Raw genomic sequence first — 24818 nt, 5'->3', positions numbered from 1 at the left:
TCGCGAAGGGCAGCGCAGCTGCCCCCCGGGTTTCGAAGGGCGAACCTGCGGTCCGTTCAGCGATTGAAATCGCCCCCACAGAACGCCTGCTCCGTTATTGCAGGAACTCCGCGTGTTCCCACACCTCGATCACCGTCGGGCGGTCGGCCTTGGCGGCGGCTTTCAGCAGCTCGGCCAGGTGCTCCAGGCTCTCGGCCTTCTCTGCGTTGCAGCCGAAGGCACGGGCCAGGCCCTGGAAGTCCGGGGTGTAGATATCGACACCGATGGTGGGGATGTCACGGTTCTGCATGTAGCGCTTGATCTCGCCATAGCCGCGGTTGTTCCACAGCAGCACGATGATCGGTGCGCCGGCTTCCACGGCCGAAGCCAGTTCCGGCAGGGTGAACTGGATACCGCCGTCGCCGATCAGCGCGATCACCGGGCGATCCGGTGCAGCCAGCTTGGCGCCGACGGCGGCTGGGAGGCCGTAACCGAGCGTGCCGTAACCGGTGGCGGAGTTGAACCAGCTGCGCGTGCGGGTGGCTTCGAACAGGTGGTTGCCGGAGTAAACCGGCTGGGTGGAATCGCCCGCCACGATCAGGTCCGGCAGGGTCTGCTGCAATGTCTCCAGGACCTTGCGCTGGCCATTCCAGGCTTCCGGCCACTGGGCGTCCAGCTCGGCGCGCACTGCAGCGGCACGCTGCGAGCCCAGGCTATCGGCGTTGAAGGCGGCACCGCTGCCAAGGGCATCGGCCAGCGCAGCCATCGCCTTGCGGGCATCACTAAGGATGGCGATATCTGCCGGGTAGTTGCGGTTCAACTGCTCGGCGTCGATGTCGATGCGGATCAGCTGGCTCTCGATGCGGAAATTGCCGTCGAACACCACGTCATAGTCGGTCTCGCCCAGCTCGGTGCCGATGGCCAGCACCACGTCCGACTCCAGCACCAACTTGCGCACCGGCACCCAGGCCTGGTTGCAGCCCAGGGCCAGCGGGTGGCCCTTGGGCAGCACGCCCTTGGCGTTGATGGTGTAGGCCGTGGGCGCATCCAGGGCTTCCACCAGGCGCTGGGCCTCGGCGCTTGCGTCGGCGCAGCCGCCGCCCAGCAGTACCAGCGGACGCTTGGCGCCCTTGAGCATTTCGGCGGCACGTGCAATGGCGTCCGCACACGGGCCGGGGCGGCTCGGCAGTGCGCCCAGCTTGCGGCGCACGTGGTCGGCCGGCGCGGTGATCACGTCGATCGGAATCTCGATGTGCACCGGGCGCGGGCGGGCGCCGTTGAACACGGCGAAAGCACGGGTCAGCACGTCCGGCAGTTCGTCTGGACGCATCAGGGTGTGGCTGAAGGCGGCAACGCCCGACACCAGGTTGCGCTGGGACGGCAGCTCGTGCAGGCGGCCACCGCCCATGCCCAGTTGTTCGGTGTTGTTGACGCTGGAGATCACCAGCATCGGAATGGAGTCGGCATAGGCCTGGCCCATGGCGGTGGTGATGTTGGTCATGCCCGGGCCGGTGATGATGAAGCACACGCCCGGCTTGCCGGAAACGCGGGCGTAACCGTCGGCCATGAAGCCGGCGCCCTGCTCGTGACGCGGTGTCACGTGGCGGATAGCGGTATTGGGCAGGCCGCGATACAGCTCTACGGTGTGCACGCCAGGGATACCGAACACGGTATCCACGCCAAAGCCTTCCAGCAGCTCAACCAGCAGTTCTCCGCAGGTCAACATGGGCAAGTCCTCCAGGGGATCGATCAACGAATGGGGCGCACTCTAACACCAGATTGTTAGCGTTAACATCGTTTTTGTCGGATTTGTCTGACGGGGTCTTTCTGCTGAGTGGGGAACGGGGTTGTGGGGGCGAATTCATTCGCTATGGGGAGCGCAGCTCCCCCGCTCAAAAGGCGAACCTGCGGTCCGCTCAGCGATTGAAATCGCCCCCACAAAGAAGTAGGCACTAACCCAGGAACAGCTTGCAGGCCGGGTTGTCGGTTTCTTCCCAGTACGGATAGCCGATTTCGTCCAGTGCCTCGAAGATCAGGTGATTCTCGTCTTCCGGAACCTGCAGCCCGGCCAGGACGCGACCATCGGCGGCGCCGTGGTTGCGGTAGTGGAACAGCGTGATGCTCCAGCGCCCGCCCAGCTTGTTGAGGAAGTTGAACAGCGCGCCGGGACGCTCGGGGAATTCGAAGCTGAACAGCCGTTCTTCGCCTATGTGCGCCGAACGGCCGCCCACCATATGGCGGATGTGCGACTTGGCCAGTTCGTTGTCGGTCAGGTCCAGCACCGGGAAGCCCTGGCCTTGCAGGTTCTCCACCAGCGCCGCGCGCGGGTCGGTGAGCGGATGGGTCTGTACGCCCACGAAGATGTGCGCCTCGTCCTCCGAGCTGTAGCGGTAGTTGAACTCGGTGATCTGCCGCCGGCCGAGCGCCTCGCAGAAGGCCTTGAACGCGCCCGGCCGCTCCGGCAGGGTCACGGCGATGATCGCTTCGCGCTTTTCTCCCAGTTCGGCGCGCTCGGCCACGTGGCGCAGGCGGTCGAAGTTGATATTGGCGCCGGAGTCGATGGCCACCAGGGTCTGGCCGCTGGCGCCGTCGCGCTCGACATACTTCTTGATCCCGGCCACGGCCAGCGCGCCGGCGGGCTCGGTGATGGAGCGGGTGTCGTCGTAGATGTCGTTGATCGCCGCGCAGATTTCGTCGGCGCTCACCGTCAGCACCTCATCGACGAAATGCCGGCAGACCTCGAAGTTGTGCGCACCGATCTGCGCCACCGCCACGCCATCGGCGAACAACCCGACCTGCCCAAGCACCACGCGCTCGCCGGCGGCCATGGCGGCCTGCAGGCAATTGGAGTCTTCCGGCTCGACACCGATCACCTTCACGTCCGGACGCAGGTACTTCACATAGGCGGCGATCCCCGCGATTAGACTGCCGCCGCCCACCGGCACGAAGATGGCGTCCAGGCGGCCGGCGTGCTGGCGGAGGATTTCCATCGCCACGGTACCCTGCCCGGCGATCACGTCCGGGTCGTCATAGGGCGGCACGAAGGTCAGGCCCTGCTCCGCCGCCAGCTTCAGCGAGTGGGCCAGGGCGTCGGGGAAGGCATCGCCGTGCAGCACCACCTTGCCGCCACGGGAACGCACGCCGTGGACCTTGAGCTCCGGGGTGGTGCGCGGCATCACGATGGTCGCTTCGATGCCCAGCTCCCGCGCCGCCAGCGCCAGGCCCTGGGCATGGTTGCCGGCCGATGCGGCGATCACGCCCCGCGCGCGCTCTTCCGCGCTCAGTTGCACCACACGGTTGTAGGCACCACGGATCTTGAAGGAGTAGACCGGCTGCAGGTCCTCGCGCTTGAGCAGCACCTGGTTGCCCAGGAGTTCGCTGAGCTGGCGCGCCGGCTGCAGCGGCGTTTCGATGGCCACGTCGTACACCGGCGCCGCGAGGATCTTGCGCACGTAGTGCTTGAGCAGTGCATCGCGCTCATCCAGCGGGCCCTCGGTGAGGTGTCCGGTTTGGCTAGTGAAGCTGGTCATGCTGGGCTCCTGGTCTGATTTCAGCGCCCAGGAGACAGAAAGAAGAAACCCGCCTCGAGGGCGGGTTTCTGTTTGGTCGTCGGCTAACCCGCCACTGCTGGAATGGCGGTAATAATCGCGGGGCCGGACAACCAAGGGGATTGAGTCATGGCGGGCAATCTAGTGGGACTATGGCCTTCAGGTCAAGCAGCAATTTCATTCAATACCAATGGAAGAATCGCGCTGGACAGCGCTCAGGCGACGTGATCGCGCACCATGCGCAGCTCGGCGGCGTCCTGGTTCATGCGCCGGATCACACTGAACAGTTGTTCTTTCAACGCCGCATCACCGATTCGGTCAGCCGCGCGCATCACCGCGAGGGCGGCGGCCTCGTTGTTCATGGCCACGGCGTCCAGGGTCTTGCGGAAGTTTCTGAGGTTACGAGTCACACCAAAGGCCTCTGTCAAATCTGGAATCAGCTTATTGAATGATTATTTCCTTTTTATTTCAGTGGCTTGGATCAATGAATCGGTCGGGTGGATTTGACCTTGCGCACACCATTCACCAAGCTACCGGCCTCGATTCAGCCCATCAGGAACTGCAAGACGTGATTGCCCCCCTCTTCCGCCGGGGGCGGCTGGCGCTGTGCGTCGCCGCCCTGCTCTCCCTGCTCGCCGGTTGCGACAAGGAGCCCGCCAAGCCCGAGCCGCCCAAGGTCGAAACCTACACCCGGGCGAGCTGGGACGAACTTCCCGCCAGCAGCGACGCTGACGTGATCGCCGGCTTCGCCGCCTGGCGTTCCGCCTGCGCGCGTCTGGCCCGGGACCCGGTCTGGTCGGCCCCCTGCACCAGCGCAGCCCAGGTGCAGGAGGACCCGGCCGCCGTTCGCGCCTGGCTCAAGGCGCAGCTGGACGTCTACAGCCTGCGCAACGCCCGCAATAGTCCCCAGGGCCTGATCACCGGCTACTACGAGCCGGTGTATGCCGGCAGCCTGGAGCGCAGCGAGCAGACGCCGGTGCCGGTCTACGGCGTGCCCGAGGACATGATCGTGGTCGCCCTGGACGGCCTCTACCCGGAACTCAAGGGCAAGCGCCTGCGCGGCCGCCTGGAAGGCCGCGTACTCAAACCCTATGACGACGCCGCCACCATTCGCGCCCAGGGCGTCAAGGCGCCGGTGCTGGCCTGGCTCACCAACCCGATGGACCTGCAGTTCTTGCAGATCCAGGGCTCCGGCCGCATCCAGCTGGAAAACGGCCGCCAGCTGCGCATCGGCTACGCCGACCAGAATGGCCACCCGTATCGGCCGGTCGGCCGCTGGCTGGTGGAGCAGGGCCAGCTCAAGCAGGAAGAAGTCAGCATGGGCAAGATCCGCGACTGGGCCAGCGCCAACCCGCAGCGGGTACCGGAACTGCTGGCGAGCAACCCGAGCTTCGTCTTCTTCGGCCTCAACCCGGACAGCAACGAAGGTCCGCGAGGCTCCCTCAACGTGCCGCTCACCGCTGGCTACAGCGTGGCCATCGACCGCAAGGTGATCCCGCTGGGCAGCCTGCTCTGGCTCTCCACCACCCGCCCCGACGACGGCAGCCCGGTGATCCGTCCGGTCGCAGCCCAGGACACTGGCGGCGCTATCGCCGGCGAAGTGCGTGCCGACCTGTTCTGGGGCACGGGCGCCGAGGCCGGCGAGCTGGCCGGCAACATGAAGCAGCAGGGCCGGATCTGGCTGCTCTGGCCCAAGGGCATGCTGCTGCCCGCCGCGGCCACGCCGGTGCAGGGCCAGGTCAGCAAGTCCTGAGCCGGGCCTGCCCCCAATGGCCGGAGCCAATAGATCCGGCCACTAGGGGGCGGCACGAGAGACGACGCAGTCCCGTAGTCCGGATGAAATCCGGGGAAAGTCCTACCGCCTCTCCCGGATTTCATCGGGCTACGATGTGTTCTTCGCCAACCTATGTGTCCCCTGCGGCTTCCCGGTTTCCCTGAGTCATCACCTGGGGCGCGTGGCCACTGCCTCAAACCCATCCGATCCGGTATAAAAAGGCTTCGCGCAATGGCCGGCGCCAATTACGGGGGCAGCATGAGAGACGACGCAGAAACCACCCAGGAGGTCTACAAGGCCCTTCTGGAATCCACCCGGGCGATCCCGTGGAAGATCGACTGGAAGACCATGACCTTCGCCTACATCGGCCCGCAGATCGAAGAACTGCTGGGCTGGAGCCAGTCCAGCTGGGTCAGCGTCAATGACTGGGCTGAGCGCATGCACCCGGACGATCGCGACACGGTCGTCGGCTTCTGCGTCTCCCAATCCCAGGCGGGCACCGACCACGAAGCGGACTACCGGGCCCTGACCGCCACCGGCGACTACGTGTGGATCCGCGACGTGGTGCATGTGATGCGCAACGCCGATGGCGAGGTGGAAGCCCTGATCGGCTTCATGTTCGACATCAGCGAGCGGAAGAAGGCCGAGCAGCAGCTGATCGACCTGCAGAAACAACTGGAGGAGTACTCCTACAAGGACGGGCTGACCGGCGTGGCCAACCGGCGCATGTTCGATTCCATGCTGGAGGTCGAGTGGGCCAATGCCCAGCGCACCGGTGAGCCGCTGTCGCTGATCCTCCTGGATATCGACTACTTCAAGCAGTACAACGACCACTACGGCCACATTCAGGGCGATGACTGTCTAAAGAGCGTGGGCCGTGCGCTGGCCAATGCCGCTATTCGCCCCCGCGACTTCGTCGCCCGCTTCGGCGGCGAAGAGTTCGTGCTGATCCTTCCCGCCACCGATGAGGCCGACGCCTGCCACGTCGCCGAGCGCTGCCGCAAGCTGATCCGCGAGCAGTGCATCCCCCACGAAAAATCCGGCGTCGCCTCACTACTCACCATCAGTCTGGGCGTCGGCACCGTGGTGCCCCGGCATGAAGACCAGCCCCTGCCCTTCATCCAGGCCGTCGACCAGCTGCTCTACCGCGCCAAACAGCAAGGCCGCAACCGCCTGGTATCGGCGCGCTTCGACGGCGCCCTCACCTCCCTGGCCAGGCCGGACTGCTGAAGTCCGGCCACTCGCGGCGGGCGGGCAAAAGCCGGTACGCGCGGCACACCCCTTGCCCCGGGCAGGACGTGGCGTTCAGCCCGTACGGTCGAATGTTCAGGGCTAATGGCACACCGCCACATGCGAAAAGGATGCATGTTAATAGCGCTCGAGGTTCTTCGAGCTTGACCGCCACGGCATGAAGTGCCGGATTGCGCCTTGGCACCGTGGCGGTCCCTTTTGCACCCGATTGGCAAGCGGCGGTGCGGCAACTCAGTGGAAATGCGGCCAGTGCCAATGATGGTGCTCGAACCAGTCCCTGATGAACGAGCGATTGGTCCAGACCACCATGCCGAGGCTGGCAAGGAACAGGCACGCCATCACGATCAGCCCGATTTCGTTGACACTCATCGCAAACCTCCTCACGTGTAGACGGGTCCAACAATCAGCTTACAAGACGTCCGGCAACCTGGTAGCGGCGGGCGCCAGCCGGTCGTTTCCGTCACCCTTGACGCATTCCCCGATCGAGCCGGGCACGCGAGTCGAAGCCCCAATCCTGGCGCCCGGCGGCCATGACTGTCCGTCGCCAAGCGCGTACCAGCAGTCACCGCCGGATTAATGGCAAATCCATGGCTATGCTTTGATTGTCCTGGAAGCCGACCGCCACCGGAGCCTGCGTTGGCGACCCGGCCCCACCCGGATTCGATCAGGCGCAGCTGCAAGTCCGGGTATCGAGCGTCGCTATCCAGTTCCATCCAGAGGGACCTTGCCTGGAGATCGTGAAATGGACTCTTTCGACGGTGAAAGCGCCGCAAACCAGGCGATCTCCGCCCAATCGCATCCCCCGCGCACGACCCGCTGGCATCGCATGTACTTCTTCCTCGCCGGCTTCGACGTGCTGGTCGTGGTGCTGAGCGTGCTGCTGAACCACCTGATCGTCGACACCTATCACCGCTCCATCAAGGCCAACCAGTCCTGGGTCCAGCAGCTGTCGTCCTACTCGACCCTGGGCAGCCTGGCATCGGACGTCAACGCTCCCGGCAACAACGTGTTCGATACCCATGACGTCGAGTCCGAATCGCGCAACATGACCGCGGCGCTGCACATCTTCGACCGGCACCTGGCGATGGCCAGGCAGCAGCTGGAGGCGCGGATCGCCAACCAGGCCGAACACAGCGCCGACATCCAGGCCTACACCCTCGCGCTGAAGGACGAAGTCGCCGAAGTGGACGCCGCGATGGTAGAGATGGTGAAGGAAGCCTCGCTGATCTTCTCCTTCTTCCGGCAAGGCAGATCGGACGAAGCCGGTAAACGCATGGCGACCATGGACCGGAAGTACGCCATGCTGCTGGCCTCCCTCGCCACGGTGCGCGAGCGGGTCGGCCAGATCCAGAGCCGGTTGCTGGAAGAGGAGCTGGAGTCGGTGGAAGAGCTCCGCCGGATCGAATACGCGATCATGGTGTTCGTGCTGATGATGGTCAGTGCCGCGGTGTTCTACGGTCGGCGGATCAAGCGGGAAATGGAGGCCCACGCCGCCGAACGCGAGGGCTATCTCGTTGTGCTTCGCGCCAGCGAGCGGCAGTTCCGCCAGCAGGCATCGCTGCTGGACAAGGCCCAGGACGCCATCGTCGTCCACGACATGGAGCACCGCATCCTCTACTGGAACAAGAGCGCCGAGCGCCTCTACGGCATGACCCGCGAAGAAGCCCTTGGCCAGTCGGCCGCTGACCTGATCTACCAGGACCACGCCGCCATCGATGTCGCCACCCAGAGCCTGCTGGAGACGGGCGACTGGTCGGGCGAAGTGACCCTGCGCCGCCGGGACGGCAGCACCATCACCTTCGAAAGCCACCGCACCCTGGTGCGCGACGAAAACGCCGAGCCGCACTCGGTACTGTCGATCAATACCGACATCAGCCATCGCAAGGCCGCCGAACAGGAGGTCAATCGCCTGGCCTTCTACGACCAGCTGACAGGCCTGGCCAACCGTCGCCTCATGCTCGACCGCCTGCAGCATGTGCTGGCCGGCGGCATGCGCAACCCGCACACGAACGCGGTGATCCTGATCGATCTCGACAACTTCAAGGCCCTCAACGACACCCTGGGCCATGACCGTGGCGACCTGCTGCTGCAACAGGTGGCCCAGCGCCTCTGCGCCTGCATTCGCGAGAGCGACACCGTGGCGCGCCTGGGCGGTGACGAGTTCGTGGTGTTGCTGGAAGGGCTCAGCGAGAACCCGCCGGACGCCGCAATCCAGGCCAGGGCCATCTGCGAAAAGATCCTGACCTCGCTGAACATCTCCTACCACCTGGACGGCTACGAGTATCACAGCACGCCCAGCCTCGGCATCGCCCTGTTCCAGGGGCAGATGAACACGGTGGACGACATCATGAAACGCGCCGACCTGGCGATGTATCGCGCCAAGGCGGCGGGCCGCAACACCCTGCGCTTCTTCGATCCGGAAATGCAGGCGGTGGCCACCGCGCGGGCGCGGCTGGAAGCCGACTTGCGCCAGGGCCTGCAGGACAAGGACCTGCTGCTGTATTTCCAGCCGCAGGTGAACAGCGCCGGCTGCATCATCGGTGCGGAGGCGCTCATGCGCTGGCAGCACCCTGAACGCGGCATCGTGTTCCCCACCGAGTTCGTTCCCCTGGCCGAGGAAACCGGCCTGATCCTGCCTCTGGGCCGCTGGGCGCTCCAGGCCGCCTGCGCCCAGCTGGTGGCCTGGGCCAGGCACCCGGACACCGCCCGGCTGGTCATGGCGGTGAATGTCAGCGCGCGCCAGTTCCACCATCCCGACTTCGTGGAAGAGGTGCTGGCCGTGCTGAAGTACACCGGCGCCGACCCGAAGAAGCTCAAGCTGGAGCTGACCGAGGGCATGCTGGTGGAGGACATGGAAAGCACGGTCGCCAAGATGGTCCAATTGAAGGAAATCGGCATCGGCCTGTCGCTGGACGACTTCGGTACCGGCTACTCGTCACTCTCCTACCTGAAGAGCCTGCCGCTCGACCAGCTGAAGATCGACCAATCCTTCATCCGCGACGTACTGATCGACCCCAACGATGCCGCCATCGCCTGCGCGATCATCAGCCTGAGCCATATCCTCGGCCTGTCGGTCATGGCCGAAGGCGTGGAAACCGAGGCCCAGCGCAGCTTCCTCGTCAGTCACGGCTGCCAGGCCTTCCAGGGCTACCTGTTCTCCCGTCCACTGTCCCCCGAGCAGTTCAGGCAGTACGCGCACGAACGGGTGATGGCCGAGAACTGACGCGACGGGCCTATTGGGTGGCGTCGAAGGACTCGTGGTAGCTCACGCTCCCCATCGGGTATTCACCTGCGAAAGCGAGTGCCTGGAAGTATTCCGGCGCAACGCCCGGAAGCGTGAGGCCCGGCCGCACCTCGAAACCGAAGCGCGCATAGTAGCCGGGGTCCCCCAGCACCACGCAGCCGGCGCCGCCCAGGCGCTGTAGTTCCGCAAGGGCGGTGCGCATCAAGGTCGAACCGATGCCCTGGCCCTGGCGTTCGGGGCAGACGGAGATCGGCCCGAGACCGTACCAGCCCGTCGTACCGGACGACAGGGTCACTGGTGAAATCGCGACGTGGCCGACAATCGCTCCGCCCTCCTCCGCCACCAGGGAAATCGTCAGGCATCCGGCACGCCGCAGCGCGTTGACGATGAATTGCTCGGTGTGGCTCGAATGCTCTTCGTGCCGGAAGGCAGCCTCGGTGAGTCCGGAAATGGCCTCGATATCCTCGACGCGTTCATTGCGAACATTGATGTTCATGCGGATTTTCTCTTTGGTGTCCGGGGCGGCTGTGCCCAAGGCGCCCGAACAGGGGGAGGTCGGAGCCTGAGGGCGCCTACCTTCCGGCAATGCGCCGCGGCTTGCAAGGCCTGGCGCAAGGTATCGCCCCGCCGCGCGCATCGCCGCGAGCCTGGCAAAGGTCGCCCGGCAGGCACCCCGCAGCGGGATAACAGTGGTGGCCGGGCCAGGCCGCTTGCCGATGCTCGCCTTCATCAAGGCCCACCTCCAGCGCAACAGGGCCGAAGGACCTGCACACGGTGGGCCGCAATACCAGCAAGGAGAAGCCCGCCAGGTTCCTCGTCTTCCTCCAGACGGGCATCAACCAGCCGCCAGTGACTCCGGTCAACTCAGCGGTTTCTCCAGCGCCACCTTGGCCTGTGCGGCTATCACCGGCCGCTGCCAGAGAAACACCAGGATGGCAGCGGCGCCGATCAGGCCCGGCAGCGGCACCACAGCCACGAAGAACACCGATTGCCAGCCCCAGGCGGGCATCAGTGCCATGCCCAGCCCGGCGGACAACATGCCACCCACTGATCGCCCAGCATGCGCGCCAGGAATTAGGCGTCCTGCAGCCCCTGCCCCACCCGGTCCCGCTGCCGGAGATCGACATCAACCTGTTCTGGCACGCCAAGTACCATCGGGACCCCGCCACGCGCTGGCTCAGGCAGTTGATGTTCGAACTCTTCGCGGATTGACACGCAATGGCGCAGCGGCGAACCGCTGCTAAAGTCCCGGATTGGCGCCGCCCGGCCCGATCGAACATGGACAGAAAAGGAGCTCACGTCATGAACTGGCTGGAACACCGCATACCGCCGCCCCTGGTTGCCGTGCTGTTCGGCATCCTGATGTGGCAGCTTGACCGCTGGGTGCCTGGCTTCGATGCGCCCGCCGGCTGGCGCATTGCCCTTGCGCTGACGGTGCTGGCAGCAGGCATTGCGGTGTGCCTGAGCGGTGTCCTGTCGTTCCGCCACGCTGGAACCACGGTCAACCCGCTGCTGCCGGAAACCGCATCGTCTCTAGTCAGCTCCGGCATCTACCGCTACACGCGCAACCCGATGTACCTCGGCTTCGCCATCGCCTTGGTCGCGTGGTCGATCTACCTCGCGTCGCCCATCGCGCTGCTGGGCGTGGCCGGGTTCGTGTTTTACATGAACCGCTTCCAGATCGGCCCGGAAGAGCGGGCGCTGGCGGCCCTGTTCGGGGACACCTTCAACGCCTACCGGGGCCGCGTGCGCAGGTGGCTCTAGCTACCGGGGCCTCAAGCACCCCAGGATGACCGAGAGCAGCCTGGTGCGACTTCAGCCCTCGATGCCGACCGCCGCAGCCGGAATCACCTGCGCCCGCACGCCGAAGCTGGACATGCTGCCAAGCACCGCATTGTGGTGGGCGATGATCTGCGGCGCGCGGATGGCGGCATTGTCCAGCGTCGAATGCGCATCTTCCGCCAGCACCACCTGGTAGCCCAGCGCCAGGGCGCGGCGCACCGTGGTATCGACGCAATAGTCGGTCTGCAGGCCGCAGACGATCAGGCGCTGGATATCCCGGGAATGCAGCAGATCCTGCAGGCTGGTGCGGTGGAAGGCGTCCGGCGTGGTCTTGCGCACCCGGATATCGCTGTCGGCAACGGCCAGATCGTCCGCCAGTTGCCAGCTCTCGGTGCCGTACTCGAACGCGCCGCCGGGCTCCTCATGCTGGACCAGCACCACGGGAATCCCGGCGGCCCGCGCCCTGGCACTGAGGCCGTTGATGGTGGCGATCACCCGATCGATCTCGAAAGCGGCGTACTGACCGACGCAAAGGGCGCGCTGGACGTCGATGATCAACAGTGCGGTATTCATGGCGAATCATCCCTGGCGAGGAAAAGCCGCGAGCTTAGGCCGGCTCCGCCGCCAACGCCAGCCACGTCGGGGCATGCACCCTGCCCCGTTACGAACGCGGCATTTTCTGGCAGCCTTGGCAGCATTTCCCCAATCTGGAGCACCCCGTGCCTAGCCCCAGCCACCACACACAGGACCTGCGCATCGACAGCCTCCATGGCCGGCTGTTCGTCCGCATCTGGAGCCCATCCCACCTCAGCCCGTCCTTCGACGAGGCGCCCATCGTCCTCTTTCATGACTCCCTGGGTTGCGTGGAGCTGTGGCGCGAGTTTCCCGCCAGGCTGGCCGCCATCACTGGCAAGACGGTGGTGGCCTATGACCGCCTCGGCTTCGGCCGCTCGGATGCATATCCCGGTGACCTGTCGGTCGGCTTCGTCGCAGACGAGGCCGAGTACGCTTTCGCCACCGTGAAAGACCGCCTGGGCATCGACCAATTCATCGCCTTCGGCCACAGCGTCGGTGGCGGCATGGCTACCCATTGCGCGGCGCGCCACCGCGAGCACTGCCTGGCGCTGATCACCGAATCGGCCCAGGCCTTCGTCGAAGACCGCACGCTGCAGGGCATCCGTGAAGCCAAGCAGAACTTCCAGCAGGACGGCCAGTTGGATCGGCTGGCCAGGTACCACGGCGACAAGGCCCGCTGGGTACTCGACGCCTGGACCGAAACCTGGCTGTCCCCCGACTTCGCCGACTGGAACCTGGAAGCCGGAATCGAACGGCTGGATTGCCCCGTGCTGGCCATCCATGGCGACCAGGACGAGTTCGGCTCGGAGTTGCACCCGCAGCGGATCGCCCGGCTGACCGACGGCCCTTCGCAAGTTTTGATGATCGAAGGCTGTGGCCACGTTCCCCATAAGGAACAGCCGGACGTGGTGCTTCAGGCGGTGGCGGAACTGCTGCGATAACCCCCTGGCACCCCGGCATTCGGCTATCTATGATCGGAAGCCATGACGCCCACACTCCCCACCCGCCAACCCTGCCCGCCCGGCGCCTGCATCTGCGGGCGTGACGAGCTGCTGGAACAGCCCGGCGCCGATGTGCGCATCCTCCTGCTGACCCGGCAGGAGGAAAAGCGCCTGTTGGAGCGGCTGGAGAACATCCAGAGCCTTGCCGACCTGGAGCACATGCAGCGGCGCATGTTCGAGCAGCTCGGCTTGCGCCTGCATATCGCCCCCGGTTTCAACGAAGTGCGCAGCATGCGTGGCATCGAGATCGAGATCGACGAATTGCCGGGCCTTTGCCGCAAGACCCGCCAGTCGATCCCGGCCGCCATCCGCCGGGGCCTGGAGAATCGCCCGGAAATCGCCTGGCGGCTGCTGGATTCCCACGACCTCCTGCGCGACGCCTGACGCCGCCCGACGGCCTGGCCGCCCTCCCCGGTTGGCGCTATACCGAAAGCGTCCGCCCTGTCCAGGAGTGCTCCGCCATGGCCATTCCGCTGGTGATCCGCAACATGCTTCGCCCCGAGCTGGACGAGCTGGTCGACTGGGCCGCGCGCGAAGGCTGGAACCCCGGCCTGCACGATGCCGAATTGTTCTGGGCCACCGATTCGGAGGCTTACATCGCGGCGGACCTGGACGGCCAGTTGATCGGCGGCGGCGCCATCACTTCCTATGGCGGCGAATTCGGTTTCATGGGTTTTTTCATCGTCCGCCCGGAATTCCGTGGCCGGGGGCTTGGCGACATGCTCTGGCACGCTCGTCGCGACCGCCTGCTGGCGCGCCTGCGGCCGGGCGCCAGCATCGGCATGGACGGCGTGTTCGCCATGCAGGATTACTACGCCAAAGGCGGCTTCGTGTTTTCCCACCGCAACCTGCGCTTCCAGCTAGACATTGCCGAACCGCCGGAATGGACGCCCGACGAAGAGATCCTCCCCCTCGCGGAATTCGCCTTCGACGAGGTGCAAGCGTACGACCGCACCTGCTTCCCCGCGCCGCGCCCGCACTTTCTCCAGGGCTGGATCAATCAGCCCGACGCGCTGGCCCTGGGTTGCCGGCGCAATGGGCGGCTTGCCGGATTTGGCGTCGTCCGGCGCTGCCTCCAGGGCTGCAAGATCGGCCCGCTGTTCGCCGATGATGCCCAGGCGGCCGAAGCCCTCTATGCGGACCTGGCCGGTTTCGCCACCGGCGGACCGTTGTACCTCGATGCCCCGGAGAACAACCCCGAAGCCATGGCCCTGGTGCAGCGCCACGGCATGAGCGAAGTCTTCGGCTGCGCGCGGATGTACCTCGGCCCCTTCCCCGCCGTCGCCCAGGAGCGAGTCTTCGGCGTCACCACCTTCGAGCTGGGCTGATGACTGAGCGCGACCTCGCCGGCTACGCCGGCAAACCGCCCCACCCACGCTGGCCGGGCGATGCGCGGCTGGCCCTGCAGTTCGTGCTGAACGTCGAGGAAGGCGCCGAATCCTGCGTGCTCAACGGCGACGCCCAGTCGGAGGCCTACCTGCACGAACTGCCGGGACGGCCGGCGCGCATCGGTGAGCGCGACCTGAGCGTGGAAGGCCTGTACGAGTACGGCTCGCGCGCCGGCGTCTGGCGCATTCTCGACCTCTTCGCCGAACGCGGCCTGCCGCTCACCGCCTTCGTCGTAGGCCGCGCCCTGGAGCTGGTGCCGCAAATCGGCCATGCGCTGCGCGTCGGCGGCCACGAAGTGGCCGGGCACGGCTATCGCTGGCTGGATTACCGGGACATTCCCGAAGACGACGAACGGCGTCATATCCGCCTGACCATCGACCTCATCGAGCGCATCTGCGGCCGGCGCCCGCTGGGCTGGTACACCGGCCGGGTCAGCGCCAACACGCGCCGGCTGCTGCGTGAGGAAGGCGGCTTCCTCTACAGCGCGGATGCCTACAACGACGACCTGCCCTACTGGCTCCCCGGCTCGCCGCCGCATCTGGTGATTCCCTACACACTGGTCAACAACGATGCCCGCTACCTGATGCCCCACGGTTTCGCCTCGGGAGAAGACTTCTTCCAGCAGCTCAAGGATGCCTTCGACTGCCTCTGGCTGGAGGGCGCGCGGCAGCCAAAGATGATGAGCGTTGGCCTGCACGGCAGGATCAGCGGCCACCCCGCCCGCACCATGGCTTTAGCGCGCTTCCTTGACCATGTGCAGCGGCATGAGGGCGTGTGGGTCTGTCGGCGGGAAGAGATCGCCCGGCACTGGATGGCCGAGCATCCATATGAGGCGGGCCGCCCCGGAGGCAGCCCACCGTAGAACCTGTTTACGACTTGCTGCGCGTCGGAATACAGGTGCTTGGCTTCCGTATTTAGTGGAACGGGAAGATGTAGTTCATCCACGCTGCCATACGCAGGAGGATCTTGCGCATGATCGCCACATGGTGGAAGTGCTTGCTGTAGAGCGCCGCCTGGCCGTAGGAGCCGCCGGGCATCAAGGCTGCGTACTGGGCGTATTCCGGGTCGGTGATTTCGATGAACACCGGCACCCGGCCCGGCGGCGGTGACCCGGTAAAGCTGATCAGGGTGCCGGAAGGTTGTACCTGGCCTTCACCGATCACTGAAATCACCTGTTTCACCTGGCCCTTGAACACTTTGCCGGGGATGCCGTCGAAGGCCACTTCCGCCTCGTCGCCGGGAGTCAGGCGCAACTGGCTGTTCTGGCGCATCCAGGCGACGAAGTAGAAGCCTTCGTCCGGGATGAAGATCATCGATGGACGCAGCGGCAGCTTCACCGCCCGCACGCCCGGACGCAGCGACACATGGGTGACGAACCCCTTGCTTGGCGCCCGTACCACGGTGTTGTCCAGGTCGAACTTGGCGATGTTCAGTTGTGCCTGCAGGTCGTCCACCCGCGCCGTGGTGAGGTCCACGTCGCGGCGGTTGCCGACATTGCGGGCGGCCAGTTCGCGGGCACGGGACTGGTCGGCGCGGGCCGATATCAGCTGTGCCTGGATGGACTTCACCCGGTTCTCGAAGGGTGTCGGGTCGATGCGGAACAGCACGTCACCCTTGTTCAGCGGCTGGTTGGCCTTGACCGGCACTTCGATCACCTGGCCGGACACCTCCGGCACGATGGGCACCGAGGTGAAGTAGGTGCGCGCTACTTCCGAATAGGGGTGGTTGTAGTTCATCAGGAAGATCAGCGCGCCGATCAGCACGATGCCGCCCAGCACCGCGGTGGGCACGCTCCACTTGTTCAGCGGGATCTTGAAGATCTTGAAGATGGCAACGCAGAACGCCGTGTAGGTGAGGATCAGCAACAGGTCCATGGCTCAAGCCTCCTTCTCGGTCTGGACGACCGGTGCCCGTCCTTCGAGCTGCTCGATGCGCTGGCGCAGCTCGGCCAGTTCCTTTGCCAGGTCAGCGTCCTGCGAGGCGTCACGCTTGCCGTGATCAAAGCCCCAGCCGCGGTCCTCGCGGTACAACATCGCCCAGATCCACAGGAACGGCCACAGCGCATGGAGGGTGAACAGGCTCACCCAGCCGGCGGCATGGATGGCGTCCTGGTGGGGGTGGTTACGGTGTACGGCAATTTCGTAGGGAATGTCGTGGAGCACGATGATGCCGTAGAACAACACGATCCCCACGAAGAAGAGAACGCCCAGTGCGAAGTAATCAAGCATGTTGTTATGTCCTTGAAGGCGGCCCTCACAACATGGGAGCAGGCGCGTCGGCAAATCCGGAAACGGCGTCGCCGCCATCCGCTAGCTACGCGGATGGCGGCGACCCCCGTTTTCCAGATTAGTTCAAGTTCCTTCGCTTGCCGGTCAGGGTTGTACGGACTCCATGCGGCTGCCCGGCGCGGCCTCGCGGGTCGGGCCTGAGACCGGCTCTTCGACCGGGACGACCGGATGCGTCGCTTCGCCGCGCTCGCGCAGCAGGAAGTACGACAGCGCCGGAATCAGGATCAGCGCGCCGATCATGTTCCAGATGAACATGAAGGTGAGCAGGATGCCCATGTCGGCCTGGAACTTGATCGGCGACCAGGCCCAGCACACCACACCGGCGGCCAGGGTGATGCCCACCAGGGCCACCACGCGCCCGGTGAAGAACACCGCCTGCTTGTAGGCGGCCGCCAGCGGCAGCCCCTGGCGCTGGTACTGCAATTGCACGCTGAGCAGGTACAGCGCGTAGTCCACACCGATGCCCACGCCGAGGGCGATCACCGGCAGGGTGGCGACCTTCACGCCGATCCCCATCGCCACCATCAGCGCCTCGCAGAGCACCGAGGTGAGTACCAGCGGCAGAAGGGCCACCACGGTCGCCCGCCAGCTGCGGAAGGTGACCAGGCAGAACAGGGTTACCGCCAGGTAGACGTAGAGCAGCATGGTGCGGTTGGCATCGCGCACGACGATGTTGGTCGCCGCTTCGATACCGGCACTGCCCGCCGCCAGCAGGAACTGGCGCTCCTCGCTGCTGTTTTCAGCAGCGAAGCGCTCGGCGATGGCCACCACCTCGTCCAGGGTCTGGGCCTTGTGATCCTTGAGGAAGGCGATCACCGGCATCAGCGAGCAGTCGGTGTTGAACAGTTCGGGAGTGTTGACCGACGCCTGCTGGGCAGCGTAGTTGAGCACGTCCTGGTTGCGCTGCAGGCTGAGGAACTTGGGGTTGCCTTCGTAGGTGCCGGCGGTGATCTGCCGCACCGCGTTGGCCAGGGAAGCCGTGGCCTGCACGTTCGGGTGCTGCTGCAGGGCCCAGGCCAGGCGGTCGGCCTGGATCAGGGTCTGGTAGTTCAGGCAGCCCTCGGGCGCCGTCTTCACCATCACCGCGAACAGGTCGCTGGACAGCGCGTAGTGGCTGGTGATGTAGGCGTTGTCACGGTTGTAGCGCGACTCCGGGCGCAATTCCGGTGCGCCGGCATCCAGGTCACCGATCTGCAGGTTCATGCTGACCACGAAACCCGCCACGCCGAGCACCGAGGCCAGGGCCACGGTGGTCAGGGCCCAGCGCTTCTCGGTGAAGCGGTCGAGGAAGTCCCACACATGGCCGAAGCCCTTGTGCGCGGCAGCGTTGTCGTCGATGCGCAGGGCGCGCTCGGCGGCCTTCTTGCCCACGCCGACGTAGGACAGCGCCACCGGCATCATCAGCAGGGTGGTGAGGATCAGTACGGCCACACCGATGCTGGCAGTGATGGCCAGGTCCTGGATCACCGGGATGTCGATCAGCATCAGCACGGCAAAGCCCACGGCGTCGGCCAGCAGTGCGGTGACACCGGCCAGGAACAGGCGGCGGAAGGTATAGCGCGCCGCCACCAGGCGATGGGTGCCCAGGGCGATGTCCTGCATGATGCCGTTCATCTTCTGCGCCGCGTGGGACACACCGATGGCGAAGATCAGGAACGGCACCAGGATCGAATAGGGGTCCAGGGCATAGCCCAGCCAGGCGACGATGCCCAGCTGCCAGATCACCGCCAGCAGCGAGCAGACGATCACCAGCAGACTGCTGCGCAGGCAGCGGGTGTAGGCCAGGATGATGAAGAAGGCGGTGACCACGGCCAGGCCGAAGAAGGCCATGACGCGCATCAGGCCGTCGATCAGGTCACCCACCAGCTTGGCGAAGCCGATGACGCGGAACTTGATCGCGCCCTGCCCTTCTTCGCCCGATGCCTGGGCCTTGGTATCGCCGGCGTATTCGAAGCGCAGGCGGAACTTGTCTTCCAGGGTGCGGGAGAACTGGTGGTAGTCCACGCCCTGGCCGCCAGCGGTGGCCTGGTCCAGCAGCGGAACCACCAGCATGGTGGACTTGAAGTCGTTGGCCACCAGGCTGCCGACGATACCGGCACGGGCGATGTTCTGCCGCAGCTGCTCGATGCTGGCAGGCGAGCCGTCGTAGCCGTCGGGCATCACCGGGCCGCCCTGGAAGCCTTCCTCGGTCACTTCGGTCCAGCGCACGCCGGGCGCCCAGAGGGACTTCATCCAGGCACGGTCGACGCCGGGGGTGAGGAACAGTTCGTCGTGAACCTGCTTGAGGGCGTCGAGGTAGGCCGGGTCGAAAATGTCGCCCTGGGTATTCTCCACCACCACGCGCACGCTGTTGCCCAGGCCGCGCAGGGCCTTGCGGTTCTCCAGGAAGTTCTGGATGTAGGGATGACCCTGGGGAATCATCTTCTCGAAGCTGGGCTTGAGCTCCAGGCGGGTAATGGCCATGTAGCCCAGCAGCAGGGTCACCAGGAGGATGCCGGCCACGAACGCCAGCCGGTTGTTGAACACCAGGCGCTCGAGCAGGTTGCCGCTTTGCGCATCGAAGTCTTTCAGATCCCGGATTACCGGCATCGCGCTTTGTTTAATGCCGCCCATGATAGGGTCGCCTCGCTCTTATTCTTGTTTTCCGCTAGCCAGGGTGCGCTGGGCAATGCCCCGCGCGCCTACCAGCAGCAGGCCGTTTTCGCCTGACGCCAGGGCGCCGTAGACCGGTACCGGCTGGCCGATATCCAGTTGCTGGAAGCTGCTGCCCTGATTGGTGCTCGCCAGGGCCTGGCCGGTCTGGCTGAACAGGTAGAGACGGCCGCGCGCATCGCGAGCGGACGCCGTGATGCTGGCGTTCAGCCCGGTTTCGACCTTGCTCCAGCTCGCACCGCCGTCGACGCTGCGGAAAGCATGGCCGCGCAGGCCATAGGCCAGGACGACGTCGGGCTGGACGCTGACGCCGAAGAAGCTGCCCTGGTAGGGCGACGTCAGGGCCTGGAAGCGCTCGCCGCTGTCGTCCAGGCGCAGCAACAGGCCCTGCTCCCCGGCGATGAACACCTGCTTGCCATCGCCGGTGATGGCGGCCAGGTGGTAGCCGGACGGGTTGTCGGTACGGTCCGCCCAGGGCTGCCAGCTCTGGCCACCGTCGCGGGTACGGAATATCAGGTTGAAGGCGCCGACCACGAAGCCGTTCTGCGCATCACTGAACCAGACATCGAGAAAGGGCTTGTCGGCGCCTTCGGTTTCGATGCGCTTGCCTTCGTCGAGCCATTGCGCGGCGTCGGGGCGGCTTGCGTAGTAGTCCTGCATCAGGCGGCCGAGCTGGCGGCCATCGAGCTGCTTCTCCCAGCTGGCGCCACCGTCACGGCTGTGCAGGACGATGCCGTCGTGCCCTACCGCCCAGCCGTCGCTGGCTGTGGGGAAGTGCACGGCATTGAGATCGGAACTGACCGGAACGCTGGCCTGGGTCCAGCTGGCGCCCTGATCGTCGGAATAAAGGATATGGCCGCGCTGGCCGACTGCGACCAGCCGCTGACCGGCCTGGGCCACGTCCAGCAGCGGGCTGCGTACCGCCAGCTCGCTGCGCTGGGCCGGCAGGTCGAGCACATCGACCAGGGACTCGGCCTGGGCATTACCCGCCATCAGGGCCATGCCCAGAACGATGAACTTGATAGAAAACATCGGGACGTCCTCTGAAAAAGAAAGCGGTTGCCGCTCCCCCACACTCAAAGGGAGCGGCAACCAACCTGGCTTAGCGAATGCCGGCGCCAGCCAGGGACTCGGCTGCCCACTGAGCCTTGGTCAGCGGGTCGATATAACGGATGCCGCCGTACGGGCCAACGATGCCGTTGATGTTGTAGGAGTTGCCCACCAGGTCGTAGATCACGAACGGGGTGGTGTCCGGTACCTGCTTGTCGTAGCTCTGGCTGAGGAACGCGAAGGAGCCACGATAGATCTGCCCACGGGCGTCGTACTGGTCGGAAGCCAGGGCGACCCAGCTGTCCTCATCCAGGTAGAAGCGGCGCTTGGCGTAGATGTGACGGGCGCCGGCCTTCAAGTTGCCTTCCACGACCCAGACGCGATGCTTCTCCCAGCGCACGTAGTCGGGTGCCAGGTGGTTGGGGGTGGTCAGGGCTTTCGGGTCCTGGGCATAGGTCAGCTTGTAGGTGTTGTAGGGAACGATGAGTTCCTGCTTGCCGACCAGTTTCCAGTCATAGCGGTCCAGGGCGCCGTTGAAGACGAACACGTCGTCGTAGGTGCCGGCACCGGCGGTACCCGGGTTCGGGGTGTCATAGGCCAGGCTCGGCGCGAGCTTCACGCGGCGCTGGCCGGGCAGGTACTGCCAGGCGCGGCGCGGCTGCTCGACGGCGTTGGCGGCGTCCTTGAGCATGATCGCCTCGCCGGCGCGGCGGGCAGGACCGGAGTAGTACAGCTTCATCTGGTAATACACGTCGGTATTGGCGATGGGCTTGTTCAGGTCCTGGTAGATCGGGTAGTTGATGAAAGCCTGGCCGGTGGTGGCCAGGGTGGCAACGCCCGCGGCGTCCACGTTCCAGGAGTCGTACTTGGAGTTGATGGTCACGCCCTGGTAGCGCAGCAGGTGGTTCCACATGGCCTCGGCGCCCGACTGCGGGATCGGGAAGGGAACGCCCGGCAGGACGTTTTCCAGCGCCAGGCCACCGTTGGCGGTCTTGGCGCCGGTGGCGTTCTTCACCGCGTTGTCCAGCACCGGCTGCGGCATGGCCACGGTACGGTGGGTCGGGTAGACATCGACGCGGAAGTTCGGATAGCGCTTGGCCAGTTCCACGGTAGTGGCGCTGAGCAGGTTCTTGTACTGGTCGACGTTCTTGCCGTCGATCGCCATCACCGGCTTCTCGCTGGCGAAAGGATCGGGACGCATGCTGTCGCCGGCCTTGAAACCCGCCGGCGCGGTGGTCAGGCCACCGGCATAGGCAGGGATCGAACCATCGGCATTGGCCGCTTTCTCGGCGCCCACGAGGGTCAAGTCATTGCCCAGTTTTGCGGCTTCGGCGGGCGATACGGCGGCGTGGACGGAACCAGCGAAGGCCACCGCGAGGGAAGCCGCCATCAGAGTTTTCACGAATTTCATCTCGTTTTGTTCTCCTGCTCTTTCTTATGAGCAATGCGGATTGTCAGAAGGTGGTCTTCAAGGTCAGGTAGACCGCGCCACGGTCTTCCGTGGTAGCCCCGCCGCCGGAGAAGGAGGAGTAACCCCCGGCGTAGCAGGTGTAGCGCTGCGTGGCATCCAGTGCGTTGGGAGTAGAGCCGTCTGTGGCTCCGTTGGTGCACTTCTCGGCATCGCCGAAAGAGTCCACGTACTTCAGGTCGACGAAGTACTGGTTGTAGATGGCTGCGCCGACGCCGACCGAGTAGGTGCCGGTGTCTTCGGCGCCGCCGCCCTGGACCGGAGAAACACCGTCCAGGCCGACGTTGACGGACATCGGTGCAGACAGGTCCACGCCCGGGAACACCTGGTACCAGGTGGGCGTGAAGTTCACCGCGACGCCCCAGTTGTCGCGGGTTGGCTTGTCGATGCCGCGGTAGGTGTCCTTGCCCTTGTAGAGCGCCTCGTTGTGACTATCGAGCTTCAGCAGGTTGCTGTAGTAGAGCTCGCCCAGCAGCGAAGCCGAGTCGAACAACGGCGTGTCGCCGATGGTCACCAGGCCATTGATGGTCCAGTGCAGGGTGTCGCCGGTGGCGCTCATGCTGTCGCCGCTGCCCGGCAGTTCGGTGACCACGCCGGTGCTGGCGACGCGGGGCGGCAGCACGCCGAGACCATTGGCCAGGCCGAACGGGCCGGTAGCGCTGACGATGGCCGGAATGCTGGCCAGGGGCATGTTGTGGCGGACGTTCAGGTCGCTGGCGACGCTGACGCCACCGATGTCTTTCGACAGGCTCAGGCCGAAGATGTCGATGTCGTCGCCATAGGCGAACTTGTAGTTGGTGGTGCTGATGGAATTGCGCACGTTGGCGATGGCGCCCGCCGGCAGCGGGTTGGCGCCGAGCACGCTCAGGCCCGTACCGTCCAGCACCGCCTGCGGCAGGATTTCCGACGTATTGCGGTAATAGGCGCCAAGGGTGCCGTCCAGCCACTCCGGCGACCACTTGAGCATCAGGCCCCAGTCGCCGCGCTTGTCCGGGGTGATGTCGTGGCCACGGGCGATGCTGGTGACGGTGCCGTTCGGACCCGCCAGGCCCGGGCCGCCAGTGTGGCCAAGAATGAAGGACTGAGCGCCGTAGCCCACCAGGTCGGAGCTGCCGTAGTAGGTGCCGGCCTCGGGCAGGCGTGCGGCGTCCCAATCGAGGAAGTACTGGGCGGCAACGGTCAGCTCCGGGTTGATGGTGAAGGACGCGGAAACCTGGTTGCGCGGAACGAAGAGTTCCTTCGCCTCGGTGCCCGGCGCCGCGGAGAGCTTGGCCAGGTCCAGGCCGGACTGGCCGTAGCTGATGCCATGCACCGGGTTGAGGATGGTCTCGCCCCAGTACACGTTGTGCTGGCCGGCCTTGATGCTGAACATCGACTCTTCGCCGATCTCGGTGCTGTAGAACACGAAGGCGTCGAGGATTTCGCCGGACGGGCCGCTGTAATAGCGCTGGGCATAGTTGGACAGGTGCGGGCTGCCCAGCACTGCATTGTTGGTGCCGGGCTGGCCGGCAATGCGGGAGAAGGCCTCGTTGCCGTTGACGAAGGGGTTCGAGTTGGAACCGGTATTGTCGTAGGCCTTGTCGTACCAGCTGGCGGCACTGACGCGGAAGCCCTTGTTGCCCTGGTGGATCACGTCCAGCTCGGTCAACAGGTCGACGCGGTTGGTGATGTTGGTGCCGGAACGACGGAAGTTGTAGTCGCCGTCGTTGTTGTTCGGCGTGGCCAGCATGCGCTTGTCTGCGCTCTCGGTGCGAACGCCGTAGTTGTACTTCACGGTGTTGTCGAAGCGAACCGACCAGTCCGGATTCCCGGTATCGACCTCGAAGGCCTGCACCACGGCCGGCACGCCCAATCCGGCGGCAATGGCCGAGGCGAGCAAGCACCTGCGCAGGTTGAGGTTGGGATTGTTCTTGTTGTTCATGCGTTGGCTCCGCTTCTTGTTGTAGTGGCTACTGCAACCCTTTCCGTGCTCCCTGCCGTTTCAGCGCGCAGCCGGTTGCCTGGCCGCGCGCTGCCTCGCCGGACTCCCCCGGCGGACTTCGTTCGATTTGCGCTTCAGCGATCCAGCATCTGGATCAATTCATGAGCGTAGGGCCATTCGCCGTAACCCGATGCCGGGTTGAGGTGCCCTACCCGTCCCAGTTCGACGAGGCTGCTTTCCCAGTCACTGGCCATGCGGCGGACCGCTTCCAGGCTGGCGAGGTGGTCGTCGTCGCTGGCGCAGACTAGGCTGGGGAACGGCAACGGCTGGCGCGGCAATGGCGTCCAGCCATTGGCATGCAGGGATTCCGGGCTCGGATAGTTCTCGGGCCAGGTGGCGTCCAGGTCTGGTGGGGTCGCAAGCAGCGCACCCTTGATCGGCCGGCTGTAGCGGGCTGCCCAGTGCACCACCATGAGCACACCGGCGCTGTGGGCCACCAGGATCACCGGGCCGTCGATCTGCTCCAGCTCATGCTGGATGGCCTCGACCCGTGCCGGCAGGCTCAGCTTGTCCTGCTCCAGCGGCGGAACGCTGCGAACCCTGGGCAGCTGTTCTGCCAGCAGGGTCTGCCAGTGCTCCGGCACATGGTCCCGAAGACCCGGGACGATGAGGATGGTCGTGCTGTTCTTGTCGTTGTCGTTCACGTCATTGACCTGTTGCGTCTGATGGGATCGCCATCGCGGCGGAAGGAACTTCGTGATGTGAACAGTAGAGATGCGGGGGTGTAGCCGCTTTGCATAGAACGTCAGGTGCTTCGCATTTCATGACAGCGCGAATTTGCCCCGCCTGACGGTCCGTTCCGGGGTCCTGCCCGCCGTCCGTGGCCTGGGCCGAT

The 24818-nt window shown here is 65.3% G+C and carries 22 protein-coding genes and 1 pseudogene; 9 read left to right on the top strand and 14 right to left on the bottom strand.

Annotated elements, in window-relative coordinates; translation table 11 throughout:
• Positions 1 to 94 precede the first annotated feature (94 nt).
• The 3 genes from ACFW0B_RS08500 to ACFW0B_RS08490 form a co-directional block, all read right to left on the bottom strand.
• Positions 95 to 1705, bottom strand: coding sequence for a 5-guanidino-2-oxopentanoate decarboxylase (locus ACFW0B_RS08500; protein WP_449147492.1), 1611 nt, complete (start codon positions 1703 to 1705; stop codon positions 95 to 97).
• A 226-nt stretch (positions 1706 to 1931) separates the two neighbouring features.
• Positions 1932 to 3509, bottom strand: a complete 1578-nt coding sequence (gene ilvA, locus ACFW0B_RS08495) for a threonine ammonia-lyase, biosynthetic (RefSeq protein ID WP_459251693.1) — start codon at positions 3507 to 3509, stop codon at positions 1932 to 1934.
• 233 nt (positions 3510 to 3742) lie between these two features.
• Complete coding sequence (locus tag ACFW0B_RS08490; RefSeq protein ID WP_449147491.1) at positions 3743 to 3937, bottom strand: hypothetical protein; 195 nt, start codon at positions 3935 to 3937, stop codon at positions 3743 to 3745.
• A gap of 158 nt (positions 3938 to 4095) precedes the next feature.
• Between ACFW0B_RS08490 and ACFW0B_RS08485 the strand changes: the two genes are divergently transcribed.
• Positions 4096 to 5280: a murein transglycosylase A gene (locus tag ACFW0B_RS08485; protein ID WP_449147490.1), complete on the top strand. Its 1185-nt coding sequence runs from the start codon at positions 4096 to 4098 to the stop codon at positions 5278 to 5280.
• A gap of 279 nt (positions 5281 to 5559) precedes the next feature.
• A complete protein-coding gene (locus tag ACFW0B_RS08480; RefSeq protein WP_449147489.1) occupies positions 5560 to 6531 on the top strand; it encodes a diguanylate cyclase domain-containing protein in 972 nt (323 codons plus the stop codon).
• Between the two features lie 252 nt (positions 6532 to 6783).
• Here the strand turns inward: ACFW0B_RS08480 and ACFW0B_RS08475 are convergent, their stop codons facing one another.
• Positions 6784 to 6921 carry a hypothetical protein gene (locus ACFW0B_RS08475; RefSeq protein ID WP_449147488.1) on the bottom strand — a complete coding sequence of 46 codons (138 nt, stop codon included), beginning with the start codon at positions 6919 to 6921 and terminating at the stop codon, positions 6784 to 6786.
• A 373-nt stretch (positions 6922 to 7294) separates the two neighbouring features.
• Here ACFW0B_RS08475 and ACFW0B_RS08470 point away from each other — a divergent pair, with 373 nt between their 5' ends.
• Positions 7295 to 9775 (top strand): putative bifunctional diguanylate cyclase/phosphodiesterase, encoded by a 2481-nt coding sequence (locus ACFW0B_RS08470; RefSeq protein WP_449147487.1) that lies wholly within the window; start codon positions 7295 to 7297, stop codon positions 9773 to 9775.
• A 10-nt stretch (positions 9776 to 9785) separates the two neighbouring features.
• On the opposite strand, the gene ACFW0B_RS08465 is transcribed toward ACFW0B_RS08470, so the two are convergent.
• Positions 9786 to 10292 (bottom strand): GNAT family N-acetyltransferase, encoded by a 507-nt coding sequence (locus ACFW0B_RS08465; RefSeq protein ID WP_449147486.1) that lies wholly within the window; start codon positions 10290 to 10292, stop codon positions 9786 to 9788.
• Between the two features lie 363 nt (positions 10293 to 10655).
• Positions 10656 to 10814: a hypothetical protein gene (locus ACFW0B_RS08460; protein WP_449147485.1), complete on the bottom strand. Its 159-nt coding sequence runs from the start codon at positions 10812 to 10814 to the stop codon at positions 10656 to 10658.
• Between the two features lie 65 nt (positions 10815 to 10879).
• On the opposite strand from ACFW0B_RS08460, the pseudogene ACFW0B_RS08455 reads away from it, so the two are divergent.
• Both ACFW0B_RS08455 and ACFW0B_RS08450 read left to right on the top strand, forming a co-directional pair.
• A pseudogene (locus tag ACFW0B_RS08455) lies at positions 10880 to 11008 on the top strand (LysR family transcriptional regulator); the annotation flags it as partial.
• A 90-nt stretch (positions 11009 to 11098) separates the two neighbouring features.
• Positions 11099 to 11560: a methyltransferase family protein gene (locus ACFW0B_RS08450; RefSeq protein ID WP_449147484.1), complete on the top strand. Its 462-nt coding sequence runs from the start codon at positions 11099 to 11101 to the stop codon at positions 11558 to 11560.
• A 51-nt stretch (positions 11561 to 11611) separates the two neighbouring features.
• On the opposite strand, the gene ACFW0B_RS08445 is transcribed toward ACFW0B_RS08450, so the two are convergent.
• Positions 11612 to 12151: a cysteine hydrolase family protein gene (locus ACFW0B_RS08445; RefSeq protein ID WP_449147483.1), complete on the bottom strand. Its 540-nt coding sequence runs from the start codon at positions 12149 to 12151 to the stop codon at positions 11612 to 11614.
• Positions 12152 to 12297: 146 nt separating this feature from the next.
• Here ACFW0B_RS08445 and ACFW0B_RS08440 point away from each other — a divergent pair, with 146 nt between their 5' ends.
• The 4 genes from ACFW0B_RS08440 (at position 12298) to ACFW0B_RS08425 (ending at position 15406) form a co-directional block, all read left to right on the top strand.
• Positions 12298 to 13095, top strand: coding sequence for an alpha/beta fold hydrolase (locus ACFW0B_RS08440; RefSeq protein WP_449147482.1), 798 nt, complete (start codon positions 12298 to 12300; stop codon positions 13093 to 13095).
• 42 nt (positions 13096 to 13137) lie between these two features.
• Positions 13138 to 13539 carry a hypothetical protein gene (locus ACFW0B_RS08435; RefSeq protein WP_449147481.1) on the top strand — a complete coding sequence of 134 codons (402 nt, stop codon included), beginning with the start codon at positions 13138 to 13140 and terminating at the stop codon, positions 13537 to 13539.
• Between the two features lie 77 nt (positions 13540 to 13616).
• Entirely contained in the window at positions 13617 to 14483 is an 867-nt protein-coding gene (locus ACFW0B_RS08430) for a GNAT family N-acetyltransferase (protein WP_449147480.1), read from the top strand.
• Entirely contained in the window at positions 14483 to 15406 is a 924-nt protein-coding gene (locus ACFW0B_RS08425) for a polysaccharide deacetylase family protein (protein ID WP_449147479.1), read from the top strand. The genes ACFW0B_RS08430 and ACFW0B_RS08425 overlap by 1 nt, the downstream gene beginning before the upstream one ends.
• Before the next feature lie 52 nt (positions 15407 to 15458).
• Here ACFW0B_RS08425 and ACFW0B_RS08420 read toward each other — a convergent pair whose 3' ends face one another.
• The 7 genes from ACFW0B_RS08420 to ACFW0B_RS08390 all read right to left on the bottom strand — a co-directional run bounded on the left by ACFW0B_RS08420 (position 15459) and on the right by ACFW0B_RS08390 (position 24627).
• Positions 15459 to 16418 (bottom strand): HlyD family secretion protein, encoded by a 960-nt coding sequence (locus ACFW0B_RS08420; RefSeq protein WP_449147478.1) that lies wholly within the window; start codon positions 16416 to 16418, stop codon positions 15459 to 15461.
• Positions 16419 to 16421: 3 nt separating this feature from the next.
• Positions 16422 to 16772, bottom strand: a complete 351-nt coding sequence (locus ACFW0B_RS08415; RefSeq protein ID WP_449147477.1) for a DUF3302 domain-containing protein — start codon at positions 16770 to 16772, stop codon at positions 16422 to 16424.
• Between the two features lie 144 nt (positions 16773 to 16916).
• Positions 16917 to 19445 carry an efflux RND transporter permease subunit gene (locus ACFW0B_RS08410; protein ID WP_449147476.1) on the bottom strand — a complete coding sequence of 843 codons (2529 nt, stop codon included), beginning with the start codon at positions 19443 to 19445 and terminating at the stop codon, positions 16917 to 16919.
• A gap of 18 nt (positions 19446 to 19463) precedes the next feature.
• Positions 19464 to 20516 carry a WD40/YVTN/BNR-like repeat-containing protein gene (locus tag ACFW0B_RS08405; protein ID WP_449147475.1) on the bottom strand — a complete coding sequence of 351 codons (1053 nt, stop codon included), beginning with the start codon at positions 20514 to 20516 and terminating at the stop codon, positions 19464 to 19466.
• 70 nt (positions 20517 to 20586) lie between these two features.
• Entirely contained in the window at positions 20587 to 21945 is a 1359-nt protein-coding gene (locus ACFW0B_RS08400) for a DUF1329 domain-containing protein (RefSeq protein WP_449147474.1), read from the bottom strand.
• A 43-nt stretch (positions 21946 to 21988) separates the two neighbouring features.
• A complete protein-coding gene (locus tag ACFW0B_RS08395) occupies positions 21989 to 23923 on the bottom strand; it encodes a DUF1302 domain-containing protein (RefSeq protein ID WP_449147473.1) in 1935 nt (644 codons plus the stop codon).
• A 134-nt stretch (positions 23924 to 24057) separates the two neighbouring features.
• Complete coding sequence (locus tag ACFW0B_RS08390) at positions 24058 to 24627, bottom strand: RBBP9/YdeN family alpha/beta hydrolase (protein ID WP_449147472.1); 570 nt, start codon at positions 24625 to 24627, stop codon at positions 24058 to 24060.
• Positions 24628 to 24818 lie beyond the last annotated feature (191 nt).

This window comes from Metapseudomonas phytobenefica (assembly GCF_043392685.1).
Classification (GTDB): domain Bacteria; phylum Pseudomonadota; class Gammaproteobacteria; order Pseudomonadales; family Pseudomonadaceae; genus Metapseudomonas.
The sequence above is the reverse complement of the archived record's forward strand: the minus strand, read 5'-3'. Positions and strand labels throughout refer to the sequence as shown.

Bases quoted from the DNA above. Each gene is read 5' to 3' on its own strand.
- ACFW0B_RS08500 (WP_449147492.1), bottom strand. From the start codon at position 1,705: ATGTTGACCTGCGGAGAACTGCTGGTTGAGCTGCTGGAAGGCTTTGGC.
- ilvA (WP_459251693.1), bottom strand. From the start codon at position 3,509: ATGACCAGCTTCACTAGCCAAACCGGACACCTCACCGAGGGCCCGCTG.
- ACFW0B_RS08480 (WP_449147489.1), top strand. From the start codon at position 5,560: ATGAGAGACGACGCAGAAACCACCCAGGAGGTCTACAAGGCCCTTCTG.
- ACFW0B_RS08475 (WP_449147488.1), bottom strand. From the start codon at position 6,921: ATGAGTGTCAACGAAATCGGGCTGATCGTGATGGCGTGCCTGTTCCTT.
- ACFW0B_RS08470 (WP_449147487.1), top strand. From the start codon at position 7,295: ATGGACTCTTTCGACGGTGAAAGCGCCGCAAACCAGGCGATCTCCGCC.
- ACFW0B_RS08465 (WP_449147486.1), bottom strand. From the start codon at position 10,292: ATGAACATCAATGTTCGCAATGAACGCGTCGAGGATATCGAGGCCATT.
- ACFW0B_RS08460 (WP_449147485.1), bottom strand. From the start codon at position 10,814: ATGGCACTGATGCCCGCCTGGGGCTGGCAATCGGTGTTCTTCGTGGCT.
- ACFW0B_RS08450 (WP_449147484.1), top strand. From the start codon at position 11,099: ATGAACTGGCTGGAACACCGCATACCGCCGCCCCTGGTTGCCGTGCTG.
- ACFW0B_RS08445 (WP_449147483.1), bottom strand. From the start codon at position 12,151: ATGAATACCGCACTGTTGATCATCGACGTCCAGCGCGCCCTTTGCGTC.
- ACFW0B_RS08435 (WP_449147481.1), top strand. From the start codon at position 13,138: ATGACGCCCACACTCCCCACCCGCCAACCCTGCCCGCCCGGCGCCTGC.
- ACFW0B_RS08430 (WP_449147480.1), top strand. From the start codon at position 13,617: ATGGCCATTCCGCTGGTGATCCGCAACATGCTTCGCCCCGAGCTGGAC.
- ACFW0B_RS08425 (WP_449147479.1), top strand. From the start codon at position 14,483: ATGACTGAGCGCGACCTCGCCGGCTACGCCGGCAAACCGCCCCACCCA.
- ACFW0B_RS08420 (WP_449147478.1), bottom strand. From the start codon at position 16,418: ATGGACCTGTTGCTGATCCTCACCTACACGGCGTTCTGCGTTGCCATC.
- ACFW0B_RS08415 (WP_449147477.1), bottom strand. From the start codon at position 16,772: ATGCTTGATTACTTCGCACTGGGCGTTCTCTTCTTCGTGGGGATCGTG.
- ACFW0B_RS08410 (WP_449147476.1), bottom strand. From the start codon at position 19,445: ATGGGCGGCATTAAACAAAGCGCGATGCCGGTAATCCGGGATCTGAAA.
- ACFW0B_RS08405 (WP_449147475.1), bottom strand. From the start codon at position 20,516: ATGTTTTCTATCAAGTTCATCGTTCTGGGCATGGCCCTGATGGCGGGT.
- ACFW0B_RS08400 (WP_449147474.1), bottom strand. From the start codon at position 21,945: ATGAAATTCGTGAAAACTCTGATGGCGGCTTCCCTCGCGGTGGCCTTC.
- ACFW0B_RS08395 (WP_449147473.1), bottom strand. From the start codon at position 23,923: ATGAACAACAAGAACAATCCCAACCTCAACCTGCGCAGGTGCTTGCTC.